At 44.5% G+C, this 26,015-nt stretch carries 28 protein-coding genes; 24 read left to right on the forward strand and 4 right to left on the reverse strand.

Annotated features, from left to right (window positions below):
• The 14 genes from pilM to rplI all read left to right on the forward strand — a co-directional run.
• Positions 1–921: type IV pilus biogenesis protein PilM (pilM, locus tag R7E51_RS22330; protein WP_318128317.1), on the forward strand; the 921-nt coding region annotated here is incomplete at its 5' end.
• Positions 905–1,480: a PilN domain-containing protein gene (locus R7E51_RS22335; RefSeq protein ID WP_005381323.1), complete on the forward strand. Its 576-nt coding sequence runs from the start codon at positions 905–907 to the stop codon at positions 1,478–1,480. The genes pilM and R7E51_RS22335, both read left to right, overlap by 17 nt.
• A complete protein-coding gene (locus R7E51_RS22340) occupies positions 1,473–2,066 on the forward strand; it encodes a type 4a pilus biogenesis protein PilO (RefSeq protein WP_053350733.1) in 594 nt (197 codons plus the stop codon). The genes R7E51_RS22335 and R7E51_RS22340 overlap by 8 nt, the downstream gene beginning before the upstream one ends.
• Positions 2,056–2,571: a pilus assembly protein PilP gene (locus R7E51_RS22345; RefSeq protein ID WP_005382766.1), complete on the forward strand. Its 516-nt coding sequence runs from the start codon at positions 2,056–2,058 to the stop codon at positions 2,569–2,571. Before R7E51_RS22340 ends, R7E51_RS22345 begins: the two co-directional genes overlap by 11 nt.
• A gap of 25 nt (positions 2,572–2,596) precedes the next feature.
• Entirely contained in the window at positions 2,597–4,342 is a 1,746-nt protein-coding gene (locus tag R7E51_RS22350) for a type IV pilus secretin PilQ (RefSeq protein ID WP_206958469.1), read from the forward strand.
• Positions 4,343–4,529: 187 nt separating this feature from the next.
• A complete protein-coding gene (gene aroK / locus R7E51_RS22355; RefSeq protein ID WP_005381319.1) occupies positions 4,530–5,048 on the forward strand; it encodes a shikimate kinase AroK in 519 nt (172 codons plus the stop codon).
• Between the two features lie 32 nt (positions 5,049–5,080).
• Positions 5,081–6,181 carry a 3-dehydroquinate synthase gene (aroB, locus tag R7E51_RS22360; protein ID WP_005381318.1) on the forward strand — a complete coding sequence of 367 codons (1,101 nt, stop codon included), beginning with the start codon at positions 5,081–5,083 and terminating at the stop codon, positions 6,179–6,181.
• A gap of 52 nt (positions 6,182–6,233) precedes the next feature.
• Complete coding sequence (locus R7E51_RS22365) at positions 6,234–7,745, forward strand: SPOR domain-containing protein (protein ID WP_206958467.1); 1,512 nt, start codon at positions 6,234–6,236, stop codon at positions 7,743–7,745.
• 69 nt (positions 7,746–7,814) lie between these two features.
• Positions 7,815–8,654 (forward strand): Dam family site-specific DNA-(adenine-N6)-methyltransferase, encoded by an 840-nt coding sequence (locus tag R7E51_RS22370; protein WP_005382762.1) that lies wholly within the window; start codon positions 7,815–7,817, stop codon positions 8,652–8,654.
• Positions 8,655–8,746: 92 nt separating this feature from the next.
• Positions 8,747–9,418: a ribulose-phosphate 3-epimerase gene (gene rpe, locus R7E51_RS22375; protein ID WP_206958465.1), complete on the forward strand. Its 672-nt coding sequence runs from the start codon at positions 8,747–8,749 to the stop codon at positions 9,416–9,418.
• 244 nt (positions 9,419–9,662) lie between these two features.
• The gene (rpsF, locus tag R7E51_RS22380; RefSeq protein WP_005381299.1) at positions 9,663–10,052 is read left to right on the forward strand and encodes a 30S ribosomal protein S6; all 390 of its coding nucleotides are present in this window, start codon (positions 9,663–9,665) and stop codon (positions 10,050–10,052) included.
• A gap of 8 nt (positions 10,053–10,060) precedes the next feature.
• Positions 10,061–10,363: a primosomal replication protein N gene (priB, locus tag R7E51_RS22385; protein WP_005381298.1), complete on the forward strand. Its 303-nt coding sequence runs from the start codon at positions 10,061–10,063 to the stop codon at positions 10,361–10,363.
• 16 nt (positions 10,364–10,379) lie between these two features.
• A complete protein-coding gene (rpsR, locus tag R7E51_RS22390; protein ID WP_000090472.1) occupies positions 10,380–10,607 on the forward strand; it encodes a 30S ribosomal protein S18 in 228 nt (75 codons plus the stop codon).
• Between the two features lie 33 nt (positions 10,608–10,640).
• On the forward strand, positions 10,641–11,093 hold the full coding sequence (gene rplI, locus R7E51_RS22395) for a 50S ribosomal protein L9 (RefSeq protein ID WP_005382760.1): 453 nt from the start codon (positions 10,641–10,643) through the stop codon (positions 11,091–11,093).
• 77 nt (positions 11,094–11,170) lie between these two features.
• Here the strand turns inward: rplI and R7E51_RS22400 are convergent, their stop codons facing one another.
• Complete coding sequence (locus tag R7E51_RS22400) at positions 11,171–11,935, reverse strand: DUF481 domain-containing protein (protein WP_005381276.1); 765 nt, start codon at positions 11,933–11,935, stop codon at positions 11,171–11,173.
• A gap of 221 nt (positions 11,936–12,156) precedes the next feature.
• On the opposite strand from R7E51_RS22400, the gene R7E51_RS22405 reads away from it, so the two are divergent.
• Positions 12,157–13,557 (forward strand): replicative DNA helicase, encoded by a 1,401-nt coding sequence (locus R7E51_RS22405; RefSeq protein WP_005382759.1) that lies wholly within the window; start codon positions 12,157–12,159, stop codon positions 13,555–13,557.
• Between the two features lie 13 nt (positions 13,558–13,570).
• Positions 13,571–14,647 carry an alanine racemase gene (alr, locus tag R7E51_RS22410; RefSeq protein WP_031777284.1) on the forward strand — a complete coding sequence of 359 codons (1,077 nt, stop codon included), beginning with the start codon at positions 13,571–13,573 and terminating at the stop codon, positions 14,645–14,647.
• 38 nt (positions 14,648–14,685) lie between these two features.
• Here the strand turns inward: alr and R7E51_RS22415 are convergent, their stop codons facing one another.
• The gene (locus R7E51_RS22415) at positions 14,686–15,105 is read right to left on the reverse strand and encodes a secondary thiamine-phosphate synthase enzyme YjbQ (protein ID WP_206958463.1); all 420 of its coding nucleotides are present in this window, start codon (positions 15,103–15,105) and stop codon (positions 14,686–14,688) included.
• Between the two features lie 306 nt (positions 15,106–15,411).
• Between R7E51_RS22415 and pgi the strand changes: the two genes are divergently transcribed.
• Positions 15,412–17,064 (forward strand): glucose-6-phosphate isomerase, encoded by a 1,653-nt coding sequence (gene pgi / locus R7E51_RS22420; RefSeq protein ID WP_005381270.1) that lies wholly within the window; start codon positions 15,412–15,414, stop codon positions 17,062–17,064.
• A 99-nt stretch (positions 17,065–17,163) separates the two neighbouring features.
• Here the strand turns inward: pgi and R7E51_RS22425 are convergent, their stop codons facing one another.
• Both R7E51_RS22425 and zur read right to left on the reverse strand, forming a co-directional pair.
• Complete coding sequence (locus R7E51_RS22425) at positions 17,164–17,625, reverse strand: chemotaxis protein CheX (protein ID WP_005381269.1); 462 nt, start codon at positions 17,623–17,625, stop codon at positions 17,164–17,166.
• Between the two features lie 9 nt (positions 17,626–17,634).
• The gene (gene zur, locus R7E51_RS22430; protein WP_005381268.1) at positions 17,635–18,099 is read right to left on the reverse strand and encodes a zinc uptake transcriptional repressor Zur; all 465 of its coding nucleotides are present in this window, start codon (positions 18,097–18,099) and stop codon (positions 17,635–17,637) included.
• Between the two features lie 321 nt (positions 18,100–18,420).
• Between zur and dusA the strand changes: the two genes are divergently transcribed.
• The 7 genes from dusA (at position 18,421) to R7E51_RS22465 (ending at position 25,423) form a co-directional block, all read left to right on the forward strand.
• The gene (gene dusA / locus R7E51_RS22435; protein ID WP_017821727.1) at positions 18,421–19,401 is read left to right on the forward strand and encodes a tRNA dihydrouridine(20/20a) synthase DusA; all 981 of its coding nucleotides are present in this window, start codon (positions 18,421–18,423) and stop codon (positions 19,399–19,401) included.
• 163 nt (positions 19,402–19,564) lie between these two features.
• Entirely contained in the window at positions 19,565–19,780 is a 216-nt protein-coding gene (gene pspG / locus R7E51_RS22440; RefSeq protein WP_005381266.1) for an envelope stress response protein PspG, read from the forward strand.
• Between the two features lie 98 nt (positions 19,781–19,878).
• The gene (locus R7E51_RS22445) at positions 19,879–20,538 is read left to right on the forward strand and encodes a TIGR04219 family outer membrane beta-barrel protein (RefSeq protein WP_206958461.1); all 660 of its coding nucleotides are present in this window, start codon (positions 19,879–19,881) and stop codon (positions 20,536–20,538) included.
• Positions 20,539–20,695: 157 nt separating this feature from the next.
• Positions 20,696–20,926 (forward strand): hypothetical protein, encoded by a 231-nt coding sequence (locus tag R7E51_RS22450; protein WP_005381264.1) that lies wholly within the window; start codon positions 20,696–20,698, stop codon positions 20,924–20,926.
• Positions 20,927–21,043: 117 nt separating this feature from the next.
• Positions 21,044–22,915, forward strand: a complete 1,872-nt coding sequence (locus tag R7E51_RS22455) for an assimilatory sulfite reductase (NADPH) flavoprotein subunit (RefSeq protein WP_170894183.1) — start codon at positions 21,044–21,046, stop codon at positions 22,913–22,915.
• Positions 22,915–24,651 (forward strand): assimilatory sulfite reductase (NADPH) hemoprotein subunit, encoded by a 1,737-nt coding sequence (gene cysI / locus R7E51_RS22460; protein WP_206958459.1) that lies wholly within the window; start codon positions 22,915–22,917, stop codon positions 24,649–24,651. Before R7E51_RS22455 ends, cysI begins: the two co-directional genes overlap by 1 nt.
• Positions 24,644–25,423, forward strand: coding sequence for a phosphoadenylyl-sulfate reductase (locus R7E51_RS22465; RefSeq protein WP_054729680.1), 780 nt, complete (start codon positions 24,644–24,646; stop codon positions 25,421–25,423). Before cysI ends, R7E51_RS22465 begins: the two co-directional genes overlap by 8 nt.
• The last annotated feature ends 592 nt before the right edge of the window (positions 25,424–26,015 follow it).

Raw genomic sequence — 26,015 nt, forward strand, 5'->3', positions numbered from 1 at the left:
TACAAAGAAATATTACTAAAGGAAGGTATTGTCGCTGAAAATAACACCATAAATCATCAAGAAATTGTAAAGACCCTCAAGCAGATAAAAAAAGAACTGCCTTTTGGTGCTAAAAAAGTTGCGATCTCAGTTCCTGATAACTCGGTAATTAGCAAGAAACTGCAAATAGAACAAAATCTTGAAGAGAGTGAAGTTGAGTTTGCAGTGATACAAGCCTTTTCTCATCAATCGCCATTCCCTGTCGAAGAGCTGAGTTTAGACTTCGTTCGTCTTCGCGCTGAGGGCGGGCAGAGTGGCAGTGATAGCTATCAAGTGTTTGCGACAAGAAAAGATGTGGTAGAAGGCCGAGTCGATGCATTACAAAAGTCCGGACTAAAACCTGTTTTAGTGGACGTGCATTCGCAAAGCCTTGGTCATATCTGGAAGCTCACCGCCGATCGCTTTCCTGACAAAAACAAATACTGCTTACTCGATATTGGCACCTTATCGAGCTCCTTCACCATGTTTACCGAACAAGGTGAACTGTTTCACAAAGAGTTTGCTTACGGCACACGCGGAGCAAACAGCGCTTCTCCAGTCGATTTTCTGTCCGATGATGCTCAGGAGAAAACAGAGCTGTTTAACCGTCAAATCGTAGAGCGAGTAAAGCGCCAGATGCAGCTCTATACCTCAATCAATGGCTCACAAAACATCAAGGGTATCTGGTTATCAGGGGAAGGGGCTTCCACTCCCATGCTCGCAGAGGAGTTGTCTCAACAATTGTCGTTAGAGTGTGAATTGCTAAATCCGCTAGGGCTATTTGAGATGAAGGTGTCTAAGCGTAAGCGTCGTGCTGTGGATTGGCAGCATTTCTCAACAGCAGCCGGACTGGCCGTTCGTGGCATTCATTGGCTAGGAGGCGCCCGTGCTTTATCGCATTAATTTACTTCCTTGGCGAGAGAATCAAAGAGAAGAGCACCGACGTCGTTTCATCAGTTTGGTCGCATTAGGCATGTTGGTCGCTGTTGGCATCCAGTGGGGTATTGGAAAGTTTTTTGAGTACCAACAAGATCAACAACAGGAGCGGCTCGATTACCTCACTCACTACATTGCCGAACTCGACCAGCGTATTGAAGCAATGAAAATTGCAGAGCAAGAGCACAGCAAAATCCTCGAACGTCTAAAGGTCGTTGAAGGTTTACAAAACGGACGAAACAAAACGACCGAGTTCATGAACTTAATGCCTGCCGTTATCCCTGAAGGTGTATATGTTGACAAGATCAAAATGAATGATCTGGAAATTGAGATCTCTGGGATCTCAGATAGCACTCCAAAACTTGCCACGATGCTGGACAACATGGAGCGCTCGGCCAAGTTGAACGACGTAGAAATGCATTCCATCGTTCACGGCAAAGCCCGTTTTGGGAAAGAGTTTCAAACATTCAAAGTGTCTTTCATGTTCAAAGTAACGGAGAAGAAATTGGAGGCTCAACGTGGTTGATTGGCAGGATCTCGAAATAGATGAAATGGCCGAGTGGCCATTGTTGCCCCAAATTGTGGTAATCGCGCTTCTGATCATGGTGATTCAAGGCTTAGGTTATTGGTTTTACCTTAAACCGAAAGAAGAACAGTTGAATCACTTGATCCAGCAGGAGCAGACACTCAAGGTGGCATTGAAGATCAAAGCGAACAAAGTGGCAGCGTTGCCTCAGCTTCAATCTCAATTGGATGAACTTACCACTCGTTACGAGTTATTACTGCAACAACTGCCTGCGCAAAAAGAGCTGGCTACAATGCTCGCTTCAGTGAATGAGCTTGGCATCGACAATAAGCTGACTTTCACCCGAATCGACTGGGGCGAAAAACAATCAGAGCACTTCCTTTATCGTCTTCCTTTAAACATAGAGTTAACGGGCGACTTTCATGACATCGGCCATTTTTCTCAGGCAATAGCGACGCTACCTCGAATCATCACGTTTAAAGATGTGACTTGGCAACGTGTCAGCCAAGAGAGCGAAACCCTGCACTTTCGGGTGCGTGCTAATACCTATCAGTTTAAGCCGGAGGAGACGAAAAATGACAAGTAAGTCTTTGTTGCTGGTACTGATGGGTTCTCTATTGATGGGCTGCCAGGCGAATGATGAATCATTGACGGATTTTATTCGAGGAGTGGAAACACAGGCGCGTCGAGAGGTCGAGAAGCTTAAGCCCGCAGACAAGTATGTTGCAGTCACGTACGCACCGGAAGTACAGCGTGCACCCTTTGAATTACCCAAAGAAGCCACCATCGCGACTCAGCCAGTTGCAAGAAAAGATTGTTGGCAACCGCCCTCAAGAAGGCGAACTGGCAAATTAGAAAAATTCCCATTAAGCCAATTACGTTTGAAAGGGGTCATGGGCATGGATAACACGGTTTCTGGCCTCGTTCAGGCTCCCAATGGCACCGTCTATAAAGTTAAGCCGGGTCAATACCTCGGACGCAATAATGGCAAAGTGACCCATGTCAGCCACTCCTATTTGTTGATTAATGAAACGTTGCCCGACGGCTTAGGATGTTGGCAAAAACGTAAAGTTAAGTTGGCTTTGAGATAGCCCCATTTATTTTTGATATTGAGTAATGAAAATGAGACAAGGATTAACACGTACACCAAGGATACTTACTGGGCTCTTCTCCTTATGGTTGTTTGTATTTTTAGCCCCTTTAGCGGCAGCTGAAGAAGTTTCGTCCAATGCCCTAAAAAGTATCGACTTTCGAACTAATAAAGATAAAGACGCCGTGATTGTCGTAGAATTGGCGTCACCGGCTGCGATTGTAGATATCAAGCGTGTACAGGAAGGGTTAAGTATCGATTTGCTTAACACTTCAGTAAAAGACGAGCAATTGTATCTCCTAGACGTGAAAGATTTTTCGACTGTGGTTGAGAGCGTAGAAGTGTTTCGCGACACCTCGACGACGCGCTTGGTTGCGCACATCAATGAAGAATACATGCATGATTACCGTTTAACGGGGCGTTTTTTGGAAATCAAAGTAGCGAAGATCAAACACAATGAGAAAGCCCCAGATAAAAGCATTTTAGAAAGAGAAGGTAAGCTTATTTCGATTAACTTCCAAGATATTCCTGTGCGAAATGTCTTGCAGCTTATTGCTGATTACAACCAATTTAATTTGGTTGTCTCCGACTCTGTCGAAGGCAACCTCACGCTTCGTCTTGATGGTGTCCCTTGGCAGCAAGTGCTGGATATTATTTTGCAAGTTAAGGGGTTAGATAAGCGTGTTGATGGCAACGTGATTTTAGTTGCTCCGACTGATGAGCTGGACTTGCGTGAGAAGCAGCAGTTAGAAAAACAAAAACTGACGGAAGAAATGGGAGAGCTTTCATCTGAAATCATCAAAGTTAATTTTGCTAAAGCATCAGACATTGCGGAGATGATCAATGGTGAAGGAAATATCAGCATGCTGTCAGAGCGCGGCAGTATGACCATTGATGAGCGAACTAACTCGTTATTGATTAGAGAGTTACCTGAAAACATCGAGGTGATTCGAGAAATTATTGAGTCTTTGGATATTCCAGTTAAACAGGTTCAAATTGAGGCGCGTATTGTGACCATCAATGAAGGTAACATGGACGAGCTAGGTATTCGTTGGGGTTTTACGTCTATTAATGGCAGTAATACAGTGGGCGGTTCTATTGAGAACAACCTTGCCACGATCGGTCTCTATAATGGAGAAGGGGGTGATGACGGTGGTGACGGTGATGGAGTAGGGATCGATGACTTCCTAAATGTAAACTTAGCTGCAACCAGTCCGAATGCCACCAGCATTGCTTTTCAGGTCGCAAAGTTAGGTTCAGACACCTTGTTGGATCTTGAGCTTTCTGCTCTGCAACAAGAGTCTAAAGCTGAGATTATCTCGAGCCCACGTTTGATCACTACCAATAAGAAACCTGCCTATATCGAACAAGGTACAGAGATTCCTTACCTAGAGTCATCATCAAGTGGTGCAACGACGGTGACGTTCAAAAAGGCGGTATTAAGTTTGAAGGTAACCCCGCAAATCACACCGGATAACCGCTTAGTATTGGATTTAAGTGTCACGCAAGATAGACCAGGACAAGTCGTGAAGACAGGCACTGGTGAAGCTGTTGCGATTGATACTCAACGTATCGGGACGCAAGTGTTAGTGAATAACGGTGAAACGGTCGTTCTTGGTGGTATTTTTCAGCACAGCATTACTAACTCGGTGGACAAAGTGCCTTTGTTGGGCGATCTTCCGCTATTAGGTGCGCTTTTTCGTCGAAGTTATGAAAATGTTGGTAAAAGTGAGCTGTTAATTTTCGTCACGCCTAAGGTGGTGATTCAGTAGTTCTGTCTCGGGAAAAACTGATTAAATCAAAAATAAAGTTGCAATAGTGGCACCATGCTTGGATAATTTCGGGTCTTATCACGAATTATCTGTGAGGAACTGGTGCCACAAGCCTTGTAGAACAGCAGTTTAGCTGTGTTTTCTTGTGGCGATCTTATTGAATCAATGTTGTAAATTACTGCTAAACATGGCTGAGAAACGTAATATTTTCCTTGTTGGCCCAATGGGCGCCGGCAAAAGTACAATTGGTAGACATCTAGCACAGCAACTGCATATGGAGTTTGTTGACTCCGATACAGTGATCGAAGAACGCACTGGTGCAGACATCTCTTGGGTTTTTGATGTAGAAGGTGAAGAAGGCTTCCGCAAGCGTGAAGAAGCGGTACTTGAAGACCTAACACAAGAGCAAGGCATCGTGCTTGCGACTGGCGGTGGCTCTGTTAAGAGCAAAGAAAACCGCAATCGTCTTTCGGCACGTGGTGTTGTTGTTTACTTAGAAACGACGATTGAAAAGCAACTTGCGCGTACAAACCGCGACAAGAAGCGTCCTTTACTTCAAACGGATAACCCTCGCGAAGTACTGGAGCAATTAGCTGAAGAACGTAATCCTTTATATGAAGAAGTAGCGGATTACACTGTTCGCACTGACGATCAAAGTGCAAAAGTGGTAGCCAACCAGATCGTAAAAATGCTAGAAGAGAGATAAGTCTTTATCTTTTTTTTAATTGGAGCAAACCGATGGAACGGATTACGGTCAACCTAGCTGAGCGTAGCTACCCAATCTCTATTGGCGCCGGGTTATTTGAGGACCCGGCGTACCTCTCTCAAGTTCTCTCAAACAAAAATGCAAAACAAAAAGTTGTTGTGATCAGTAATGTCACAGTGGCGCCTTTGTATGCAGACAAAATTTTAAAGCAACTCGAGCAGCTCGGTTGTAGTGCATCCTTGTTAGAATTGCCTGACGGTGAACAGTACAAAAACTTGGATGTATTTAATCAAGTAATGAACTTCTTACTGGAAGGGAGTTATGCTCGTGATGTTGTGATCATCGCGTTAGGTGGTGGTGTTATTGGCGACCTTGTGGGTTTTGCGTCTGCCTGTTACCAGCGTGGGGTCGACTTTATTCAAATACCGACCACATTACTATCCCAAGTGGACTCTTCGGTTGGTGGAAAAACCGCGGTTAACCATCCGTTGGGTAAGAACATGATAGGTGCGTTTTACCAACCTAAAGCCGTGATCATTGATACCAACTGCCTGTCGACGTTGCCTGAACGTGAGTTCGCTGCGGGTATCGCCGAAGTCATTAAGTACGGCATTATTTACGATGCAGATTTTTTTGTATGGTTAGAAGACAATCTTGAGCGCTTGTATGCGTTGGATGAAGAAGCACTAACTTATGCGATCGCGCGTTGCTGTGAAATAAAAGCGGAAGTGGTGGCTCAGGATGAGAAAGAATCGGGCATCCGTGCTTTGCTTAACTTAGGTCACACCTTTGGTCATGCGATTGAAGCGGAACTTGGCTATGGCAATTGGCTGCATGGTGAAGCGGTATCTTCCGGCACTGTTATGGCGGCCAAAACGTCGCATCTACGTGGTCTGATCTCGGAAGAGCAATTTGAGCGTATTGTTGCGATTTTGCGTCGTGCAAAACTGCCTGTGCATACTCCAGACAGTATGAATTTCGATGACTTCATCAAGCACATGATGCGAGATAAGAAAGTCCTCTCTGGTCAATTACGATTGGTTTTGCCTACAGGCATTGGCACTGCCGAGGTAATTGCTGATACGACACAAGACGTACTCAAACAGGCAATAGACTTCGGTCGCGATATTTAACCTTGTAATGGCGCCTTTGGGCGTCATTCTTGTAGTGTATTAAGGTTATTAGATGAGTGTTGCTCACGTACTGGAATTAGATTCTCAAATCGAGTTGCTTGATAGATTAGGTCTACTGACTAACTTTGGTTCCAATCTCATTGCGATTAATGGTCATGATGGGTACGGGAAATCTTGGTTAGCGCAGCGATACCTTGAAGTGGGTGCCAGTAACAAGAATCAATGTTTGTTACTTTGTCATTCTAATCAAGACGGTGTGCAGCATCGCGTCCTTATTTTGAGTCAACTGGTTTCAGACGCATTGTTTAATCAGCAAGAGCCTTTACTTGATAGCCTTGAAAGGCTTTTAGGTGATGAGGCGTGTGACATTGCAATTGTTGTAGATGATGCGCATTTATTGAGTGAGACACTTATCTCTGAGCTTTGGATGCTGGTCTTAGAGGCGCACCATAAGCCAAATTGGACCATCAATGTCTTACTGTTTACACAGTCTGGACGTTTAGACGGTTTGCTAGCACGTCTCAGTTATGGACAAGAGATAAAGCCTGTTGAGCTTGATATTGATATGTTGTCCGAAGTGGAAGCTCGTCGTTTCTTTGAGTCACTTGTTGCGCGCTACGTCGATGATGAGTCTGAGAAACGGGTTCGAGATGCATTTAAAAAAGTCGACCCAGTACCGGGTGACATCATGGCGTTAGGAGAGATGAAAGTGGAAAAAAGGATCATTATCCGCTCGATTGTCGGTTCACCCCTGAATATTGCGTTGGTGGTATTAGTCTTACTGTTGCTTGCTGCTGGTGGCTATTGGTGGATGCTTAGTCAACCAAGTCCTGATGATAAAGCGCAGCAAATTGCTGGCAGTTTAGAGCAAACGGCTATTCCAACTTTTGAAGAGTCAGGAGTCAGTGCAGCGCAGTCTTCACTGCAACCTGTAACCGATGGCTCTAGCAGTCTTGATAAGTCTGGTGCGGTTGATGATTCTGATTCATTACCGCCAGCTGTGACAGAAGAAGTAGCGAGCGTAGGCAGTGATGACAATCAACAAAGAGTGGTGATTGAGTCGAATGTGGTCGATGCATTGCTTGAAGGTAAAGCTGATTCAGCAGACACAAAAGCGATTGATGATGTCGTAGGTACTGAGAAGACAGAAACCGCCGATGAAACTAGCTCCCCTTTGATTAAAGTCGTAAAACCGAATCAAGATATGACGCAAGCACCTGCTCAGTCAGAAGAGGGTGAGGCAAACCAACCTGTTGTGAAATTTTCATTTGCTCGTGAAGAACTAAAAGCGCTATCGCCAAGAGCGTATACTTTACAACTCGCGGCTATGACCTCAATGGAAGATGTACAATCCTTTCTCAATGAGCATCAACTGAATAATCAAGTGCGAATTTATCCTACCGTTCGTAATGACACCGAGTGGTATATCATCACATATCAAGATTATCCGACAATTCAAATGGCTCGTGATGCCGTCGCAAGCTTGCCAGATTCGGTTAAGTCGGTGAGTCCTTGGGCAAAATCACTCCGTCAGGTTCACCGTGAAATTGAACGAGTGAAATAAACCTGAGCTTCCCTGAAAAATATGTTACATTCCGCAGCCTTAATTTTTGGTCGATAGATAGAGCAGTAGATGAAAAAGCAACGAGCCTTTCTTAAATGGGCAGGAGGAAAATACGGACTGGTTGAAGACATCCAACGTCATTTGCCGCCGGCTCGAAAGCTAGTTGAACCTTTTGTTGGTGCGGGCTCAGTGTTTCTGAATACCGATTATGACCATTATCTACTTGCAGATATCAATCCAGATTTGATCAATCTGTACAACCTGCTGAAAGAACGCCCTGAAGAGTATATCTCTGAAGCGAAGCGTTGGTTTGTCGCTGAGAACAACCGCAAAGAAGCCTACCTACACATTCGCGCTGAATTTAATAAAACCGATGACGTGATGTACCGCTCTTTAGCGTTTTTGTATATGAACCGCTTTGGTTTTAATGGCCTATGCCGTTACAACAAAAAAGGTGGCTTCAATGTACCGTTTGGCTCTTACAAAAAGCCGTATTTCCCTGAGGCGGAATTGGAGTTTTTTGCAGAAAAAGCCAAAAAAGCTACGTTCGTTTGTGAAGGTTATCCTGAAACATTTCGTCGTGCGCGCAAAGGGAGCGTCGTGTATTGCGATCCACCTTATGCGCCGCTTTCAAATACGGCAAATTTCACCTCATACGCAGGTAATGGTTTCACGTTGGACGACCAAGCTGCATTAGCCGACATTGCTGAAAGAACAGCGACTGAACGTGGCATTCCTGTGTTGATTTCTAACCACGACACTACCTTGACACGTCGGTTGTATCACGGTGCGGATCTTAATGTGGTAAAAGTAAAGCGTACCATTAGCCGTAATGGTAATGGTCGTAATAAAGTTGATGAGCTACTTGCGCTTTTTCATGCCCCAGACATGGATAAATCAAGCTCTTAATTCTCACACTATTATATCTAAATAGTGGATCTCCCCACTGGCTTCGGTAGAATTGCGCGCAGATTGTTTGCTCATTACTACTGAGGTCAGGTATGAAAGATTTTCTTATTGCTCCATCCATTTTATCGGCAGATTTTGCTCGTCTCGGTGAAGATGTAGAAAAAGTACTCGCAGCGGGTGCGGATGTGGTGCATTTCGACGTTATGGATAACCACTATGTACCAAACCTGACTTTTGGTGCGCCTGTGTGTAAAGCACTACGCGATTATGGCATCACAGCGCCAATCGATGTTCACCTAATGGTGAAACCCGTTGACCGTATTATTCCTGATTTCGCAAAAGCGGGTGCGTCGATGATTACGTTCCATGTAGAAGCTTCTGATCATGTAGACCGTACACTGCAGTTAATTAAAGAGCACGGCTGTCAGGCTGGTGTGGTACTAAACCCAGCAACGCCACTTGCAAGTCTTGAATTTATTGTGGATAAAGTCGACATGATTCTACTGATGTCGGTAAACCCTGGTTTTGGTGGTCAATCATTCATTCCTCATACACTAGATAAACTGCGTGCCGTTCGTAAGATGATTGACGAGTCTGGTCGTGATATCCGCTTAGAAATTGATGGCGGTGTGAAGGTTGACAACATTCGTGAAATTGCAGAAGCGGGCGCAGACATGTTTGTTGCAGGCTCGGCGATTTTCGGTGAGCCAGATTACAAACAAGTGATCGATCAAATGCGCGCTGAACTGGCTGAAGTTAAATAAGCACCGATAAGCCAGCGCAATAACACGCTGATTTTAAAGGCTGCCAGCTTGTTGGCAGCCTTTGTGTTTTCTAGTATTAGAAGAAATTAAATATCCACTGCGCTGAGCAAATAATCACTTGCCTATTTTACGCCCTTTCTGTACTATTCGTGCTCCTTAAACTCAGTCAATTATCTTTAGTTCCTTGCTTCCTCTGGACGACTGAGCCATTTGTGGAAGCTGAATAATCCGTAAGGAGCAACCAATGCGTCATTACGAAATCGTATTCATGGTGCACCCAGATCAAAGCGAGCAAGTTGCTGGCATGATCGAGCGTTACACTGGTTCAATCACTGAAGCTGGCGGTAAAATCCACCGTCTAGAAGACTGGGGCCGTCGTCAACTGGCTTACCCAATCAACAAGCTTCACAAAGCTCACTACGTTCTTATGAACGTTGAAGCTGACCAAGCTGTAATTGATGAGCTAGAAACTGCTTTCCGTTTCAACGATGCAGTTCTACGTAACATGATCATGCGTACTAAAGCAGCGATCACTGAGCAATCTATCATGCTTAAGCAAAAAGAAGAGCGTGCTCCACGTCGTGAAGAGCGTTCTGAAGCTAAGCCTGAAGCTAAGTCAGAAGCTGCTGAGTAAGTTTTCTTATGGCCAATCGAATGGAGCTGAGCGGCACCATTGCCAAACCGCCCATTCGTAGTAAAAGCCCTGGTGGCATTGAACACTGTCGGTTTTGGCTGGAGCATCGCTCTACTATTATCGAAGCTGACTTACCTCGACAAGTTTATTGTCGTATGCCGGTAGTCGTCAGCGGGCTTGGGTCACAAGCACTAACTCAGAATTTAGTTCAAGGCAGTAACATTAAGGTAAGTGGTTTTGTCACTTATCAAACCGGCCGAAATGGCGTGGGAAAATTAGTGTTACACGCCGACAACATTACTCAAATTTAAGATCAGGAGATAGCCCATGGCTCGTTTCTTCCGTCGTCGTAAATTCTGCCGTTTCACTGCAGAAGGCGTACAAGAGATTGATTACAAAGACGTAGCAACTCTTAAAAACTACATCACTGAAGCTGGTAAAATCGTACCTAGCCGTATCACTGGTACAAGCGCTAAGTACCAGCGTCAACTAGCACGTGCTATCAAGCGTTCACGCTACCTAGCTCTACTACCGTACACTGACAAGCATCAGTAATCGGTTCATTTTATTAAGAAAGAGGATTAAGCAATGCAAGTTATTCTACTTGATAAAATTGGTAACCTAGGTGGTCTTGGCGATACTGCAAACGTTAAATCTGGCTACGCTCGTAACTTCCTTATCCCACAAGGTAAAGCAGTTATGGCAACTAAAGCTAACGTTGAAATGTTTGAAGCTCGTCGTGCTGAACTAGAAGCTAAAGTTGCTGAGCAACTAGCTGCTGCAGAAGCTCGCGCAGAGAAAGTTAACGCTCTAGAAGCGGTAGTTATCGCTTCTAAAGCTGGTGACGAAGGCAAACTATTCGGTTCTATCGGTACTCGTGACATCGCTGACGCTATCACAGCTGCAGGCGTTGAAGTTGCTAAGAGCGAAGTTCGCCTTCCTGAAGGTGCTCTACGTAACACTGGTGAGTTCGAGATCAGCGTTCAACTTCACTCTGAAGTTTTCGCGACAGTTAACCTACAAGTTGTTGCTGCTGAGTAATTCAGTATCAAGACGAAATACTAAAAAGCACCTCCTCGGAGGTGCTTTTTTTATTTCTAAAACTGAGAGAAAAAGGGTTAAAAAGCGAAAAGTAAATTAACGGAAAATACGCTGTCCGCTTTACTTAAGCCTTCAGGCACTTTATCGTGATACTGACGAGAGTGCGCCAGTTTCAGTGCGATATCTTCAGTAATATCATTGGTTACACTGAGTTCACTATCAGTACGTGTGTTACTTCTACCTGTTACCAACGTAATATCAGCTGCGAAACTTAAATTATCCAACGCATGCCAAGTTGTGTTGATATTTCCTCGAAAAATGCCTTCTCTAACGATATCGGGAAAGACAATATCGTCATCATCTATTTCGTCTAAGTTTGGCTCTTGATAGCGAAAACCAGGGCCTACTTCTACCTCTAAAATGAAGTTCTCAGTGTAGGAGAACTGGTAACCCAAACCACCTGACAACGTATAGTCTTTAAAATAAGCACTGTAGCGAGAATCCACTCCTTTAAAGCTGCCATACAAATACGTCTTAGGGCCTAACTTGTAGTCACTCTGCAGGGAATAGGTGGATGAGCGTTTGTCTTCTTCACCGTCTTTGTACAAGTTGTAGTACTTCCATTCACCATTAGAACGGTGTCGACCTGACGTATATTCAGCACTCAAACGAGCATTCAGGGAACGAGAGTCCGTGTTACCTGTGTGAGCTTGATAGCCGAACTCCACCTCGGTTTTTAGTGGGTCGGGTACATCAATATTTTGCTCTGGCTGTACTGATTCGTCAGCATACGATGCACTAGCGCACAGTAGGCTAAAGCTAAGTAACCAGTATCGGGACACATCAACCTCGAACGTAATCAAAAAGGAGGGGCATGATACTGATACAGATATTTGGTTGGGTCAATGGTAGGTTAATTTTTATTAGAGCTAGGCGGAAGAACCAGGCTATTACCCGGGTGGTTCACATGATGATTTCTTAACAAGTAATTGTCGCTTCGGGGAAGCATCTCAGCTAGGTTAAGGTTATAATCGTGGGTCAATAGTAGTTATCGAGCAAAGTCATGGCGGAAAACAGAAATCGCAAACCTTCAGACAGTCAGGTCGACGCAATCAAAGTGCCACCTCACTCACTAGAAGCCGAGCAATCAGTAATTGGTGGTCTTTTACTGGATAATGAACGTTGGGACACCGTTGCCGAACGTGTTGTGAGCAGTGATTTCTATAGTCGTCCACACCGCCTGATTTTTGAAGGTGTAAAAACCATTCTTGAAGCGGGTAAACCTCTCGATCTTATTACTTTATCGGAATATCTAGAGCGTCACGAGTTGTTAGAAGATGTAGGCGGTTTTGCTTACCTCGCTGACTTGGCGAAGAATACGCCAAGTGCAGCTAACATCAATGCGTATGCTGATATTGTCGCTGAGCGTGCGATTGTTCGTGGCCTTATTGGTGTCGCGAATGAAATTGCGGACGCGGGCTATGACCCTCAAGGTCGCAGTTCTGAAGATTTAATAGACATGGCGGAGAGTAAAGTTTTTGCTATCGCCGAGTCTCGAACTAGTGAAAACGAAGGACCACAAAACGTCGACAACATCCTCGAAAAGACGTTAGAACGTATCGAGTTGTTGTATAAAACGCCACAAGATGGTGTTACCGGGGTCGATACCGGTTTCACCGATCTCAATAAGAAAACCGCAGGTTTGCAAGGCTCTGATTTGGTGATTGTCGCAGCGCGTCCATCGATGGGTAAAACGACCTTTGCGATGAACTTGTGTGAAAATGCGGCCATGCAACAAGAAAAGCCCGTACTTATTTTCTCGTTAGAGATGCCAGCTGAACAGTTGATGATGCGTATGTTGGCCTCTTTGTCTCGTGTTGACCAAACCAAGATCCGTACGGGGCAGCTAGATGACGAAGATTGGGCGCGTATTTCTTCTACTATGGGTATCCTGATGCAGAAGAAAAATATGTACATTGATGATAGCTCTGGTCTAACTCCGACCGAAGTGCGTTCGCGCGCTCGCCGTATCGCTCGTGAACATGGCGGTCTATCTATGATCATGGTCGACTACCTTCAGTTGATGCGCGTGCCTTCGTTAACCGATAACCGTACTCTTGAGATTGCTGAGATCTCTCGCTCTCTTAAGGCGCTGGCAAAAGAGCTAAATGTGCCAGTTGTGGCACTGTCGCAGCTAAACCGTTCCCTAGAGCAACGTGCGGATAAACGACCAGTAAACTCGGACTTGCGTGAATCCGGTTCCATCGAGCAGGATGCCGACTTGATCATGTTCATCTACCGTGATGAGGTTTATCACCCAGATAGTCCGTACAAAGGTACGGCCGAAATCATTATTGGTAAACAGCGTAACGGTCCTATCGGCTCTGTTCGCCTCACTTTCCAAGGTCAACATTCGCGTTTCGACAACTACGCGGGTCCTGCATTCGATATTGATGATGAGTAATTCCATGAGCTATATGAAAGCGGCCAAGGCGTGCATTGATTTGTCTGCGTTGCAGCACAACTTACAGCGCGTAAAAGCTCAAGCGCCACAAAGTAAAGTGATGGCTGTCGTCAAGGCCAATGGTTATGGTCACGGATTACGTCATGTCGCAAAACATGCTAACCATGCGGATGCGTTTGGCGTGGCTCGCATTGAAGAAGCATTGCAACTGCGCGCTTGTGGAGTAGTAAAGCCGATTCTATTGCTAGAAGGTTTTTACTCTCCTGGTGATTTACCTGTTCTTGTGACGAACAACATCCAAACCGTGGTGCACTGTGAAGAGCAGCTTATCGCCTTGGAGCAAGCAGACCTTGAAACTCCGGTTGTCGTGTGGCTGAAGATTGACAGTGGCATGCACCGCCTTGGGGTTCGTCCTGAACAATATGACGAGTTTGTAACGCGGCTGAAGGAGTGTCCAAATGTAGCGAAACCGTTGCGTTACATGAGCCACTTTGGCTGTGCAGATGAGCTGGATAGCGATATTACCCCACAACAGATTGAGCTGTTTAAATCGTTGACTTCTGGTTGCCAAGGGGAACGTTCACTGGCGGCATCTGCGGGGTTATTGGCATGGCCTCAAAGCCATTTAGATTGGGTTCGTCCGGGTATTATCATGTATGGTGTGTCGCCATTCGATGACAAAACGGCGCAAGATCTTGGGTATCAACCTGTTATGACACTTAAATCCCACCTTATTGCGGTACGTGAAGTGAAGAAGGGCGAAAGTGTTGGCTACGGTGGTATTTGGACCAGTGAGCGAGATACAAAAGTTGGGGTCATCGCTGTAGGGTATGGCGACGGTTACCCAAGAAGTGCTCCAAACGGTACGCCGGTGTGGGTTAATGGCCGTAAAGTACCTATTGCAGGTCGAGTTTCCATGGATATGCTGACGGTCGATTTGGGACCAGACGCAACGGATAAAGTCAGCGACGAAGCGATTCTTTGGGGGAAAGAGCTCCCAGTAGAAGAAGTGGCGGGTCACATTGGTACGATTGCGTATGAACTCGTGACTAAGCTAACGCCTCGCGTCGAGATGGAATACTCAAAATAAACAACGAAAGGCTAACCCAAGGTTAGCCTTTGTTTTATCTACTCACCGTTAATCGTAGCAATAACGCGGCGGCCGCCACCAAAGTCTCGATGCTCACCCAAGTAAATACCTTGCCATGTTCCTAAAGCTAATCGACCATTTTGGATTGGTACCGTCACACTACTGCCAAGCAGTGATGCTTTAATATGTGCCGGCATGTCGTCGTCACCTTCATAGGTGTGCTGATAATAAGGAGCACGCTCTGGCACAAACTTATTGAAGTGCGCTTCCATGTCCATACGCACGGTTGGATCAGCATTCTCATTTAAGGTCAAACTGGCGGAGGTGTGCTGAATAAATAGGTGTAATAAACCTACTGAAAGTTCGTTTATTTGTGGTACTTGTTGTTCAATTTCATCAGTTATCAGGTGAAAACCGCGGCATCTCGCTTTTAATTGCAGTGTTTTTTGTGCCCACATACGTGTTCCTTTGGAAATTTATAAATTGGCGTCTATCCTATTCCAATTAGAGCCTGTCATTAGTAAATGATATGATTCTTGTCATCGTAAATGAATTGTTCAATTTCAGGGCAGGGAACGTGACCTAACTCAATGTGAGTGTAAAAGCTCTCGGTCATAATTGGCGCCTGAAAAAAAATTACAAAGACTTGTTTTGTGGCAATTTGCCCAAACATCTAATTTATATTCTATTTGCTAAATCGGGGATTCCACAGTTTTCGCTAGACTGTAAGGAATGGAACCTACTGTAACATCGGGATAAAGACCATGTTGAAAAATATCAATCCAACGCAAACACAAGCTTGGAAAGCGCTAACGGCGCATTTCGAATCTGCACAAGATATGGATCTTAAAGAGCTGTTTGCTCAAGACGCAGCGCGTTTCGACAAATACTCTGCACGTTTCGGCTCAGACATCCTAGTCGATTACTCAAAGAACCTCATCAATGAGGAAACTCTGAAGCACCTGTTTGCTCTTGCGAAAGAGACCGAGCTGAAATCTGCAATTGAAGCGATGTTCAGTGGTGAAGCGATCAACCAAACAGAAGGTCGCGCTGTTCTTCACACTGCACTACGTAACCGCGCTAATACTCCAGTTATGGTAGACGGCGAAGACGTAATGCCAGCAGTGAACGCGGTTCTGGAAAAAATGAAATCATTCACTGAGCGCGTTATCGGCGGTGAATGGAAAGGTTACACAGGCAAAGCAATTACTGATATTGTGAACATCGGTATCGGCGGTTCTGACCTTGGCCCTTACATGGTGACGGAAGCTCTAGCGCCATACAAAAATCATCTAAACCTTCACTTCGTATCTAACGTTGATGGTACACACATCGTTGAAACGTTGAAGAAAGTTAACCCAGAAACGACGTTATTCTTGATCGCGTCTAAGACGTTTACAACGCAAGAAACCATGACTAACGCGCACACTGCTCGTGATTGGTTCCTAGAATCGGCGGGTGATCAGGCTCATGTGGCTAAGCACTTTGCTGCGCTTTCAACAAACGCGACAGCCGTGTCTGAATTTGGTATCGATACAGCGAACATGTTTGAATTCTGGGACTGGGTTGGTGGCCGTTACTCACTATGGTCTGCGATCGGTCTATCAATTGCACTAGCAGTAGGTTTCGACAACTTTGTTGAGTTGCTTGATGGTGCTCACGAGATGGACAAGCACTTCGTATCAACAGATCTAGAAAGCAATATTCCAGTGATTCTTGCTTTGATTGGTATTTGGTACAACAACTTCCACGGTGCGGAGTCAGAAGCTATCCTACCTTACGATCAATACATGCACCGTTTTGCAGCATACTTCCAGCAAGGCAACATGGAATCAAACGGTAAATACGTTGACCGTGACGGCAATGCTGTAACTTACCAAACTGGCCCAATCATTTGGGGTGAACCAGGTACCAACGGTCAGCACGCGTTCTACCAGCTAATTCACCAAGGTACTAAGCTTATCCCATGTGACTTCATTGCACCTGCAATTAGCCACAACCCAGCTAGCGATCATCACCAAAAACTGATGTCTAACTTCTTCGCGCAAACTGAAGCTCTAGCGTTTGGTAAAAATGAAGAAACCGTGAAAGAAGAGTTGGTGAAAGTAGGTAAGAATGCTGAAGAAGTGGCAGCGATTGCGCCATTCAAAGTGTTTGAAGGTAACCGTCCAACAAACTCTATTCTAGTGAAGCAAATCACGCCTCGTACGCTAGGTAACTTGATCGCAATGTACGAACACAAAATTTTCGTACAAGGTGTTATCTGGAATATCTTCAGCTTTGACCAGTGGGGCGTGGAGCTAGGTAAACAACTGGCTAACCAAATCCTACCTGAGCTTGCAGACGAGTCTCAAATCAGCTCGCATGACAGCTCAACAAACGGTCTAATCAACGCATTTAAAGCGTTCAAAGCTTAATGTTTGAATAGATAAAGAAAAGGTCAGCAAATGCTGACCTTTTTATTGCCTGAGGCAAAAACAAAATAGGTTGGCCAGTGCCAACCTATTTTTTCTCTTTTATTCGAAGCAAATTTCGATAAAGGCATTTCCCCATTGAGAAGAGAAAGGCATGATAATAATTGAGCCTTCACACTTGTGGCGAATCGTATGACCTCGGCCCGAAACCACAACCGGTGTTGCCATATCAAAGTCAAAACCACTTTCCGCCAGAATGCGTTTCGCACCACCAGTAACCATGTTGGTGATCTCACCCACCATATCGGTCACTTCTTCATTGAGCCCATTTGGACGTTCACCAAGCATGTTCTGCATGATTTCTAGGGCGAGTGCTTCATCAAAGGTGATCGACATTGAACCACGAGTTTGTGGGCCTACCATACCAATCAGACCAGAAACGTCACCTCGTGCGATCTCATCTTTTTTGATTCGCGGTTTTTGTGGCTTCAGCTCAAGAGAAGCCATAGTTTTTAGCACGTTCATTAAAGAAGCTAAAAACGGGTTTACAAATTCAGCGCGCATAACGTTCTTCTATACTTTTTCTTTCGTCTCGGAGGAACAGGCCTGGCATTCACCATGAGTTTCAATAACTTGGTTGGTCAGTTTGAATCCATGCTTCTCGGCGTTTTCGGCTAACAAGGATATCAGCGTCTCATCTTCGAGTTCAACGACATCACCACATTTATCGCAAATTAGTAATTGGAAAAAGTGCTGCTGAGTATTGAAAGAACAACAAGTAATAAAGCTATTTGTCGATTCCACTCGGTGGATGAAGCCTTGCTCTAGGAGAAAATCTAATGCTCGATAAACAGTGGGCGGCTTAGCCTGAGGCTCACTCTCTTTTAGTTGCTCCAATAGCTCATACGCACTTGAGGCGCGGCGATTAGAACAAATGAGTTCAAATACGCGTCGGCGTTGCGGAGTCAGTCGTACTCCACGCTCTGCGCAGATACTTTCAATTTGTTCAATGATTGTTGGGTTCAAACCTTTCACCATAACTATCGGACGTGCTCTATGATAAATCATTTCTATACGAAGTTCGTTTAGAAATGCTTCATTTTACCCACTATCAGAACGAAAATCATGAATTAAAGCAAGTCGGTGGTGGTGTGAAGGCGGAATAATCATCACAGAATGAATCAACGAATGACAGATTCGTATTACTTCTGCGTATTCCTAAGCACTTGGCTAGTCAGCCAACCAAATCATTCTCGCTGAAACTAGCACCCAGAGGTGCTTGGGTATACAATACCCGACTTATTTTTTGAGCGTACTGCTGCGCTCGACCTTGGCAACATAAAAACGGGTGTTTATATCATGACTCATTCTTGCAGGCTCTCCGTAGCACCAATGTTAGATTGGACTGATCGTCATTGTCGCTACTTCCATCGCTTAATGACCAAAGAAACCCTGCTGTACACTGAAATGGTGACGACAGGTGCGATCATTCATGGAAAAGGAGATTTCCTGGCTTATAACGAAGAAGAGCATCCGTTAGCCCTTCAACTTGGTGGTTCAAACCCAGCAGATTTGGCTACGTGTGCCAAGCTAGCGCAAGAGCGTGGCTACGATGAGATTAACCTAAATGTGGGGTGTCCATCTGACCGCGTACAAAATGGTCGCTTCGGTGCTTGCCTAATGGCTGAACCGCAGTTAGTTGCGGATTGTGTCGCAGCAATGAAAGACGTGGTCGATATCCCTGTAACAGTAAAGACTCGCATTGGTATTGATGATCAAGACTCCTACGAGTTCCTAACGGATTTCGTTTCTATTGTTTCAGAAAAGGGTGGCTGTGAGCAGTTCACTATCCACGCACGTAAAGCATGGTTAAGTGGTCTAAGCCCAAAAGAAAACCGCGAGATCCCACCATTGGATTACCCACGCGCTTACCAATTGAAGCAAGACTTCTCACACCTAACGATTGCGATTAACGGTGGCGTGAAATCATTAGAAGAAGCAAAAGCACATCTTCAGCATCTTGACGGTGTGATGATTGGTCGTGAAGCATACCAAAGCCCATATTTACTGGCATCGGTAGACCAAGAGTTGTTTGGCTCTAATGCTCCAGTGAAGAAACGCAGCGAAATTGTTGAAGAGATGTACCCATACATTGAAGCGCAATTAGCGAAAGGTGCGTACCTTGGTCATATTACCCGCCACATGTTAGGTTTGTTCCAAAGCATGCCCGGTGCTCGTCAATGGCGTCGTCATATCAGTGAAAATGCGCACAAACCAGGTTCTGGTCTAGAAGTATTGCAAGACGCGCTAGCTAAGATTCCAAAAGAATTGAATGTGTAAAATTCGCCAGTGAATGGCTAAAATTACCAACTAAAGAATGATAAAGCCAGAGTGCAGAAATGCCTCTGGCTTTGTTTTTTATTAAAAATCATAATCTTAACTTCGTTTCTGTAAGTTGGTATGGAAACTGCTCTGTTTATTGAAAACAAATGGAGAAGTGATTATGTTGGAGCTAATCTTTATTTTAGTCTTTGCGGCGACCTTGTTGGTTACGGGTATCACAATGATGACCGTATTCGCAGCAACTGGTATTGCGTTAGTTGTGATGTTTTTACTGGGAATGGTTGGAGCGGTACTCAAACTATTACCATGGTTAATCGTGATTGCATTGGGTATTTGGTTCTTCAAGAATTACGTTGCTCAGCCCCGCTATAAATAATGAGTAACATAATTTAGTTGATGGAGAGGCGTGAGAATATGGTATATTTCCTCTCACGTCCTCTACGTGAATATCAGCTATCTCGGAGTAAATACTACATGACAAATAAAGCGAACATCGCTTTAACGGCATTATCGTTGGCAGTATCTTTTCCTGTTTTTGCAGAGTACTCTGTATCGACAAAAGTCGGCGCAGAGGTATGGGCTGCCGACACTAAAGTTAATGAAGCGAGACGAGATAGCAGTACCACAGGCACTTTTTTTGCGGCGATTGAACATGATGTTAAATACGTCCCTAATGCGCGCCTTCGTTACTCAAGTGTTGATGCGGATTACATGGGGTTCGATAAGCTCGATTTAACCTTGTATTACCACGTTCTAGAGCATGATTTATTGCACTTTGATGCGGGTCTCACGTTCAGTAATTTAAGTGACACTAAATACATTGATGCTGGCTCAAGCAGGCGTGTAGAAGAATTTGATGAGCTGATTTGGGCTTGGTATGGTTACGCAGAAATTCAAGTTCCGGATACAAACTTTGATGTGATTGGTGAGATAAACTTTGGTGACAACAAAGGTATCAAAAGCACCGATTTCATGGCAGGTGTTCAATACAATGTACCGCTCGAAAAAGCTCGACTGGCTTTTCGTGGAGGTTACCGTGTGATTGATTTAGAGTCCGATAAATTCATGTCGGATCTAGGGAAAGAGTTTATTTTTGCTAACGGCTTCTTTGTGAGTGCGGAATACGCGTTCTAAATTCAGCCATGTTAGATATTCGATTTACTTAAAACGTCGCTTTATAAGCGGCGTTTTTTTATATCACTTCATTATATCTAATCGAAATTTCTCCCTATTTGGCTGACTTAGACCATGCTTACCTAGGAGCAATGTGAAAGTTAAAGCAGGGATAGCGATGACAATAAATGAACTAAGACATCTATTCCGTGAAAATCAGCTTATCGAAGCGATTATTGAGCCTGCAATCCAAGAGGGTGGTTGGGTTGTAGAGTTCAGACATGCGCGCGGTGGTTTTGTTTTTCTAACGGACAGTCACGGCGAAGAATGTCTTTATGAAGATTTGGATACTGCGTCAAAATCGGCAATGGCAGTAGGCTTTCAACAAGTCCGCATTGAAGATCGATGAGCAAAAAGTAAGCCGTTCTTACTTCCAAAAAGTTATAAAACATTCACTTCTATTCTTTCTTGTTATTAAGGAGAGTGGGTACTCTATCGTCACGCAATGAATAGGGATGTCGTGATAATGTCTTTTCAAAAGAATGAGTATTCTCACAAGAATGTGTCTGAAGATAATAATGGGCAAGGAGGAAATCCTCCAATCGCAAGCCCTCTGAATGACCAACAAATTAGCTCACTCCAACAAACTGTCTCTGAGTTGTCTTCACAGCAACTTGCTTGGGTCAGTGGGTATTTTTGGGGATTAGCTCAAAATCAACCAAACACAGCGGTAACGCCAATTGCACAAGCAACGGCAGCCGTATCAGCGAAGCCAGCAGGTAAGTTGAGTATTATTTTTGCTTCCCAAACGGGCAATGCTAAAGGTGTTGCTGAAGCTCTGGAACAGGAAGCAAAAGCAGAAGGAATTGCAGTCGAACTTTTTGATGCAAGCGATTACAAAGGTAAAAACTTAGCCAAAGAAACGCATGTCATTATTGTGGCATCGACTAACGGCGAAGGCGAAGCGCCAGACAATGCCATTGAGCTACATGAGTTTTTGCAATCGAAGAAGGCTCCTAAGCTGCCAAACCTGCAATATGGTGTTATTGCATTGGGAGATTCTAGCTACGAGTTCTTCTGTCAGACCGGTAAAGACTTCGACACTTACCTATCAAAGCTAGGCGCGACTCCATTTATCGAGCGTCTTGATTGCGATGTGGATTATGAAGCCCCTGCAACTGAATGGCGTAAGAATGCGTTAGACAAGGTAAAAGATACACTGTCTTCTGGCTCTGAAGCGGATGTGGTTCAACTTCCTGTGGGTCAAGCTGCGACTGCGCACTCTCCTTACAATAAACAAAATCCGTACACTGCGACGTTACTGACCAGTCAAAAAATCACGGGCCGTGACTCTGGAAAAGACGTTCGTCATATAGAAATCGACTTAGAAGGCTCGGGCTTAACGTATCAGCCAGGTGATGCACTAGGTGTGTGGTTTGAAAATAGCTCGGAACTTGCAAATGCCATTCTTGGTAAGGTCGGTTTGTCTGGGGTTGAGACTGTTGACGTTGATGGTGAAAGCTTGTCAATCCACAGTGCTCTCATGAGTAAATATGAAATCACAACATCTAACCCGCAGCTCATCACAAAGTTTGCCGAGTTATCCGGTAGCAAGAAGCTACAAAAGTTAGTTGAAGATAAAGATAAGCTTCGCGAGTACTCTGCAAATACTCAAATCGTTGATGTACTGGCAGAAAAGAAAACCAAGTTAACCGCAGATGAATTGATTGGTTTGCTTCGTCGCCTTACTCCACGCCTTTACTCTATTGCATCAAGCCAAGAAGAGGTCGATGAAGAAGTACACCTAACGGTTGCTTTGGTTGAGTACGAACAAAACGACGAAAAACGATATGGTGGTGCGTCTAGTTTCTTAGCACAGCGTCTCGAAGAGGGGGGTGAAGTTAAAGTATTTGTTGAGCATAACAACAACTTCAAACTGCCGGAAGATGATAGCACTCCAATTATCATGGTTGGTCCTGGCACAGGGATCGCACCATTCCGTAGCTTTATTCAGGAGCGTGAAAACCGCGATGCTGAAGGCAAAAACTGGTTGTTCTTTGGTGATCGCACGTTCACTCAAGACTTCTTGTACCAAGTGGAATGGCAAAAGTATCTCAAGTCAGGAGTACTAAGCCGATTGGATGTTGCCTTTAGTCGTGACCAAGTAGAAAAGGTTTACGTACAACATCGCATCTTAGAAAACGCAGCTCAAGTGTGGCAGTGGATCCAAGAAGGCGCTTATATCTATGTCTGCGGTGATGCAACGCGTATGGCAAAAGATGTGCACGACGCATTGGTTATCGTTGCTGAACAAGAAGGCAAGATGCCGCGTGACGATGCAGAACAATTTATTAATGACCTACGTAAAGCGAAACGTTATCAGAGGGATGTGTACTAATGACTTTTTCTACGGACAATAATAAACAGGTTGTATTAGGTGAAGAGTTAGGGTCGCTATCTGATAACGAGCGCCTGAAGCGAGAAAGCAACTTATTACGTGGCACTATTGAGCAAGATTTACAGGACCGTATTACTGGTGGCTTTACTGCCGACAACTTCCAGTTAATTCGTTTCCATGGTATGTATCAACAAGACGATCGTGATATCCGTAATGAACGCACAAAGCAAAAACTGGAACCATTACATAATGTGATGCTTCGTGCTCGTATGCCTGGAGGCATCATCACGCCAACGCAATGGTTAGCGATCGACAAGTTCGCAACGGAGCACTCTTTATATGGAAGTATTCGTCTGACGACTCGCCAAACGTTCCAGTTTCATGGGGTATTAAAACCGAATATTAAGTTGATGCATCAAACGCTCAACAGTATTGGCATTGATTCGATTGCAACCGCGGGTGATGTAAACCGTAACGTGTTGTGTACCACTAACCCAGTGGAGTCAGAGTTACACCAAGAAGCTTACGAATGGGCGAAGAAGATCAGTGAGCATCTATTACCAAAGACGCGCGCTTATGCAGAGATTTGGCTAGACGGTGAAAAAGTAGAAAGCACGGAAGAAGACGAACCGATTCTAGGCAAGAACTACTTACCACGTAAGTTTAAAACCACAGTGGTTATCCCACCGCAAAATGACGTAGATGTACACGCTAACGATCTCAACTTCGTAGCGATTGCAGATAACGGTAAGCTTGTAGGCTTTAACGTCCTGGTCGGCGGCGGCTTAGCGATGACGCATGGCGATACATCAACTTATCCGCGCCGCGCTGACGACTTTGGCTTTATTCCGCTGGACAAGACACTTGATGTTGCCGCAGCTGTAGTAACAACTCAGCGCGACTGGGGTAACCGTTCAAACCGTAAGAACGCAAAAACCAAATACACATTGGATCGTGTAGGTAGCGATGTCTTTAAAGCGGAAGTCGAGAAACGTGCTGGTGTTAAGTTTGAGCAAAGCCGTCCATATGAATTCACGGAACGTGGTGACCGTATCGGTTGGGTTGAAGGTATCGATGGTAAGCATCACCTAGCACTCTTCATCGAAAACGGCCGTCTATTAGATTTCCCAGGTAAACCACTTAAGACGGGTGTTGCTGAAATTGCCAAAATCCACAAAGGCGATTTCCGCATGACAGCAAACCAAAACCTAATTGTTGCGGGTGTACCTAAAAACGAAAAAGCGAAGATTGAAAAGATCGCTCGTGAACATGGCTTAATGGACGACGGCGTAAGTGAACAGCGTAAGAACTCAATGGCTTGTGTTGCTTTTCCAACTTGCCCGCTAGCGATGGCAGAAGCTGAACGTTTCCTTCCTCAGTTTGTTACTGATGTGGAGGGGATTCTGGAGAAGCACAACCTACCAGAAAATGACAACATCATTTTGCGTGTAACTGGGTGTCCAAATGGTTGTGGTCGCGCAATGTTGGCTGAAATTGGTCTAGTTGGCAAAGCGCCGGGTCGTTACAACTTGCACCTAGGTGGTAACCGTGCCGGTACTCGAGTACCAAAAATGTATAAAGAGAACATCACGGATAAGCAAATCTTAGAAGAGATTGATCTGCTGGTGGCTCGATGGTCGAAAGAGCGTGAAGAAGGCGAAGCCTTTGGCGATTTCACTATTCGTGCTGGCATTATCCAAGAAGTGCTCGTATCAAAGAGGGACTTTCATGCTTGATTCTGTAGCATCCAAGCTGGAGCTCACAGAGTTACTGACATTAACAAAGACGGAGCAAATCCTCCGTCTTGCTCAAATTAATGTCGAGCTCGAAAAGCTTTCAGCACAAGAGAGAGTTGCGTGGGCTTTAGATAATCTAGAAGGCGAGTTCGCGGTTTCTTCTAGTTTTGGTATTCAAGCCGCGGTTATGCTTCATTTAGTTACTCGCGCCAAAACGGACATCCCCGTCATTCTAACCGATACTGGTTACCTGTTTGCTGAGACGTACCGATTTATCGATGAGCTGACAGATGCTCTCAACCTAAATTTAAAAGTTTATCGAGCCAAAGAAAGTGCGAATTGGCAAGAAGCTCGATATGGAAAATTATGGGAGCAGGGCGTAGAGGGAATTGAAAAATACAACAAGCTCAATAAAGTTGAGCCGATGCGTCGAGCGTTAAAAGAGCTTAATGTTGGAACGTGGTTCTCTGGACTGCGTCGAGAGCAAAGTAAATCTCGTGCAGGTTTACCGATTCTATCAATTCAGAACGGTGTGTTTAAATTTCTACCAGTAATTGATTGGACTAATAAAGACGTTCATTACTACTTAGAACAACACGGCCTTAAATACCACCCATTGTGGGATGAAGGTTACCTTTCAGTTGGTGATACACATACCACTCGTAAATGGGAGCCGGGAATGTCAGAGGAAGAAACTCGATTCTTTGGCTTAAAGCGAGAATGTGGCCTACACGAAGATGATGGCTCTGAACAAGATGGGTCTGGCATATAGCCATAATGCTCTTTAAATAGAGTTTAGGTTAAGTTTAATAAAGATAGCTGCAATAAAGCAGCTTTCTTTATTTATGGTACTTGAAAAACACGTCTCAAAGAACAATTCTGTGGATAAGTTGTGTGAGAGCTTGGGGTAAAGTTGAATAAATAAAGGTTTGATCGAAAACTCATCGTTTAACCATTATTTTTGCAATTTTTGAAAAATAACACTTGCCAATGTGAGCGCGATCTCTATAATGCCTCCTCGTCGACAGGGCAAGGCCTCACAAGGGGTTAAGCGAAGTTGATAAGGCTGAAAAGAAAAACGAAATAATTTGAAGAAAGTGTTTGACACAATAAATTATCTCGCTAGAATGGCCGCCTCTTCCGAAGTGATGTCAATCACAAAGAAGAGTTGCTCTTTAACAATATAGACCTATCAATCTGTGTGGGCACTCGTTGATGATAATCCAAATAGTTTCTTCGGAAACAATTTAGGTTTCAATGAAACGAAGTGACCATTGAATCTTCGGGTTCAGCACAGTCAATTCAAACATTACTTATGTAATGTTCAGTATTCATTGAGCCGAACAAAATCTTAAATTGAAGAG

Origin of the sequence: Vibrio sp. Vb1166, assembly GCF_033338695.1 — a bacterium.
GTDB lineage: Bacteria > Pseudomonadota > Gammaproteobacteria > Enterobacterales > Vibrionaceae > Vibrio > Vibrio alginolyticus.